The organism is Mycobacterium sp., assembly GCF_035623875.1.
Lineage (GTDB): Bacteria > Actinomycetota > Actinomycetes > Mycobacteriales > Mycobacteriaceae > Mycobacterium.
The window spans coordinates 1-4,151 of sequence record NZ_DASPSP010000219.1 but is presented as its reverse complement, the minus strand read 5'-3'; the positions used below and the strand labels follow the sequence as shown (position 1 = coordinate 4,151).

Below are 4,151 nucleotides of genomic sequence, written 5' to 3'. Positions count from 1 at the left end.
CTGCCAGTGCAGCTGCTGCTCTACGGCCAGATTCCACACAAACCGGGCATGGCCACAGTGCCCGGCCAACGCGGCCGCCTGCTCACGAGTGGGGAACAACCGGAACCTGCACACGTCAGCAACGTAACCGCGATCGCCGACAACCTCCCGAAAGGAGAAACGCGGCGTATAGTCCCCCGAGCTAAAGCCAGGGGTTCCCAAGCCGCAAACCCAAATGACCGCACCGGGGACTGAATCCGCTGTTACCCCGATCGCGGGGCTGGTGGAATTGGCGCTGCGCGCGCCAACGCTGCAGCGACTCATCGACCTCGCCGTCGATCGACCCGACGAATTGACGCTGGTCGGACCCGCCAGCGCGCGGCTATTCGTCACCAGCGCGCTGGCCCGGCAGGGCCCGTTGCTGGTGGTCACCGCCACCGGCCGGGAAGCCGATGACCTGACCGCAGAGCTGCGCGGTGTCTTCGGCGACTCCGTCGCGATGTTCCCGTCCTGGGAGACGCTGCCGCACGAGCGGCTCTCGCCGGGTGTGGACACCGTCGGCGCCCGACTGATGCTGCTGCGCCGGCTGGCCCACCCCGACGACGCGCGGCTGGGCCCGCCGCTGCGGGTGGTGGTCACCGCCGTCCGCTCGCTGCTGCAGCCGATGCCCCCGCAGCTGGGCTTGCTGGAGCCCCTCACGCTCGCCTTGGGCGACGAGGTTGGTTTCGAAGACGTGATCGCAAGGCTGGTCGAGCTGGCCTACACCAGGGTGGACATGGTCGGTCGGCGCGGCGAATTCGCGGTCCGCGGCGGCATCCTCGATATCTTCGCGCCGACCGCCGAGCACCCGGTGCGGGTGGAGTTCTGGGGCGACGAGGTCACCGAGATGCGGATGTTCTCGGTAGCCGATCAGCGGTCGATTCCCGAGATCGGCGTCGACACCCTGGTCGCGGTCGCCTGCCGGGAGCTGTTGCTGACCGACCAGGTGCGGGCCCGCGCGGCCGAGCTGGCCGGGCAGCAGCCGCGGCCCGAGCACGGCGTCACCGGCAGCGTCGCCGACATGCTGGCCAAGCTCGCCGAGGGCATCCCGGTCGACGGCATGGAGGCCTTGCTGCCGGTGCTGCGGCCCGACGACTTGTCGCTGCTGACCAATCAGCTGGCCGACGGGACGCCGGTGCTGGTCTGCGACCCGGAAAAGGTGCGTACCCGCGCGGCCGACCTGATCAAGACCGGCCAGGAATTCCTGGAAGCGTCCTGGTCGGTGGCGGCGCTGGGCGGTGATTCGCCGATCGACGTCGAGCAGCTCGGTGGATCGGGATTCCGCGAACTCGACGAGGTGAGCGCCGCCACCCGGCGGTCCGGCCACCCGTGGTGGACGCTCAGCCAGCTCTCCGACGAGTCGGCGATGGAGCTGGATATCCGGGCCGCGCCGTCGGCCCGCGGCCATCAGCGCGACATCGACGACATCTTCGCGATGCTGCGCGCACACGTATCGACCGGCGGGGTCGCTGCCGTCGTCGCGCCCGGGACCGGAACCGCGCACCGCGTGGTCGAGCAGCTGGCCGAATCCGACACGCCGGCAACGATGTTGGAGCCGGGAGCGGAACCCAAGGCCGGCGTGGTCGGGGTGCTCAAAGGCCCGCTGCACGACGGCGTCGTTATCCCGGGTGCCGAGCTGGTGATCATCACCGAGACCGACCTGACCGGCAACCGGGTGACGGCCACGGACGGCAAGCGGCTGGCCGCCAAACGTCGCAACACCGTCGACCCGCTGGCATTGACCGCGGGCGACTTGGTTGTTCACGACCAGCACGGCATCGGGCGATTTGTGGAGATGACCGAGCGCACCGTCGGCGGAGCGCGGCGCGAGTATCTGGTGCTGGAGTACGCGGTCAGCAAGCCGTCGAGAAGGGGAAGTCAGAACGAAACCGACAAGCTTTATGTGCCAATGGATTCGCTGGACCAGCTATCGCGCTACGTCGGTGGGCAGGCGCCCGCGCTGAGCCGACTCGGCGGCAGCGACTGGACCAACACCAAGACGAAGGCCCGCAAGGCGGTCAGGGAGATCGCCGGCGAGCTGGTGTCGCTGTACGCCAAGCGGCAGGCCTCCGCGGGACACGCGTTCGGGCCGGACACCCCGTGGCAGGCCGAAATGGAGGATGCGTTCGGCTTCACCGAAACCGTGGACCAGCTGACCGCGATCACCGAGGTCAAGGCGGATATGGAGAAACCGGTGCCGATGGACCGGGTGGTCTGCGGTGACGTCGGCTACGGCAAGACCGAGATCGCGGTCCGGGCGGCGTTCAAGGCGGTTCAGGACGGCAAGCAGGTTGCGGTCCTGGTGCCCACCACGCTGCTGGCTGACCAGCATCTGCAGACCTTCACCGAACGGATGGCCGGGTTCCCGGTCCGGATCAAAGGCCTGTCCCGGTTCACCGACGGCGCCGAATCCCGCGCCGTGATCGACGGCCTGGCCGACGGTTCGGTGGACATCGTGATCGGCACCCATCGGCTGCTGCAGACCGGGGTGGCCTGGAAGGACCTCGGGCTGGTGGTCGTCGACGAAGAACAGCGCTTCGGCGTCGAGCACAAGGAGCACATCAAGTCGCTGCGCACCCATGTCGACGTGCTGACGATGAGCGCCACCCCGATCCCGCGCACGCTGGAAATGAGCTTGGCCGGGATTCGCGAGATGTCCACAATCCTGACCCCGCCCGAAGAGCGCTATCCGGTGCTGACCTACGTCGGGTCGCACGACGACAAGCAAGTCGCGGCGGCGCTGCGCCGAGAGCTGCTGCGCGACGGGCAGGCTTTCTACGTGCACAACCGGGTCAGCTCCATCGATGCGGCCGCGGCGCGGGTGCGCGAACTGGTGCCGGAGGCCAAGGTCGCCGTCGCGCATGGCCAAATGCCCGAGGATCTGCTGGAATCCACCGTCGAAGGATTCTGGAACCATGAATTCGACATCCTGGTCTGCACCACCATCGTCGAGACCGGCCTGGACATCTCCAACGCCAACACCCTGATCGTCGAGCGCGCCGACACCTTCGGGTTGGCCCAGCTGCACCAGCTACGCGGCCGGGTGGGCCGCAGCCGCGAACGTGGCTATGCCTATTTCCTTTATCCGCAACACGCCCCGCTGACCGAGACCGCCTATGACCGGTTGGCGACGATCGCGCAGAACAATGAATTGGGCGCGGGCATGACGGTGGCGATGAAGGATCTGGAGATCCGCGGCGCCGGCAATGTGCTCGGTGTCGAGCAGTCCGGGCACGTTGCCGGAGTGGGCTTTGATCTGTACGTGCGACTGGTGGGTGAGGCGGTCGAGGCTTACCGTGCGGCGGCCGACGGGAAGACTGTCACCACCGCCGAGGAGCCCAAAGACGTGCGGATCGACTTGCCGGTCGATGCGCACCTGCCGCCGGACTACATCCCCAGCGACCGGCTACGGCTGGAGGGTTACCGGCGGCTGGCTGCGGCCGCGGATGACGCGGCGGTGGACTCCGTTGTTGAGGAGCTGACCGACCGGTACGGCGCGCTGCCCGAGACCGCCGAGCGGTTGGTGGCCGTGGCGCGACTGCGGCTGCTGTGCCGCGCCGCCGGTATCACCGAAGTGTCGACAGCATCAGCGGCCACCGTGCGGCTGGCGCCGATTACGCTGCCGGACTCCGCGCAGGTGCGACTGGCGCGGATGTACCCGGGTGCGCGGTATCGCGCCACGACTGCGACGGTGCAGGTTCCGATTCCGCGCGCCGGTGGCGTCGGTGCACCGCGGATTCGTGATGTCGAGCTGGTGCAAATGGTGGCCGATTTGGTAGCGGCGGTGGACGGAAAACCGGGAGAATCGACCCAGATAGGTGTGTCAAGACAGGAGCGACAAGCGCGATGACCTGCGACGATGATCCCGGCCTAGCCGGGATTGTGCGGGTACGCCCCCTCGCCGCTGCGCGGCTGGGGGTACCTCCACCCGCTTGCGGGGGCGAGTGACGCTCGTGACTGTCGTTTTGGTCGATCCCCGCCGCCCGTCGTTAGTTCCGGTCGAAGCCATCGAGTTGCTCACCGGTGAGGTGCAGTACACCGAGGAAATGCCGGTCGCGGTGCCCTGGACGCTGCCCGCCGCGCGCCCGGCGCACACCGGAGAGGACGCGCCGGTGCTGTTGTCGTCGGATCCC

At 68.3% G+C, this 4,151-nt stretch carries 2 protein-coding genes and 1 pseudogene; 2 read left to right on the top strand and 1 reads right to left on the bottom strand.

Annotated features, from left to right (window positions below):
• The coding region (locus tag VEI45_RS18070; RefSeq protein ID WP_324855658.1) for a helix-turn-helix domain-containing protein at positions 1 to 303 on the bottom strand (303 nt) is incomplete at its 3' end.
• Here VEI45_RS18070 and mfd point away from each other — a divergent pair.
• Complete coding sequence (mfd, locus tag VEI45_RS18065) at positions 215 to 3,868, top strand: transcription-repair coupling factor (RefSeq protein ID WP_324855656.1); 3,654 nt, start codon at positions 215 to 217, stop codon at positions 3,866 to 3,868. The genes VEI45_RS18070 and mfd overlap by 89 nt on opposite strands.
• Positions 3,869 to 3,971: 103 nt before the next feature.
• Positions 3,972 to 4,151 (top strand): annotated as a pseudogene (locus VEI45_RS18060) (nucleoside triphosphate pyrophosphohydrolase); the annotation flags it as partial.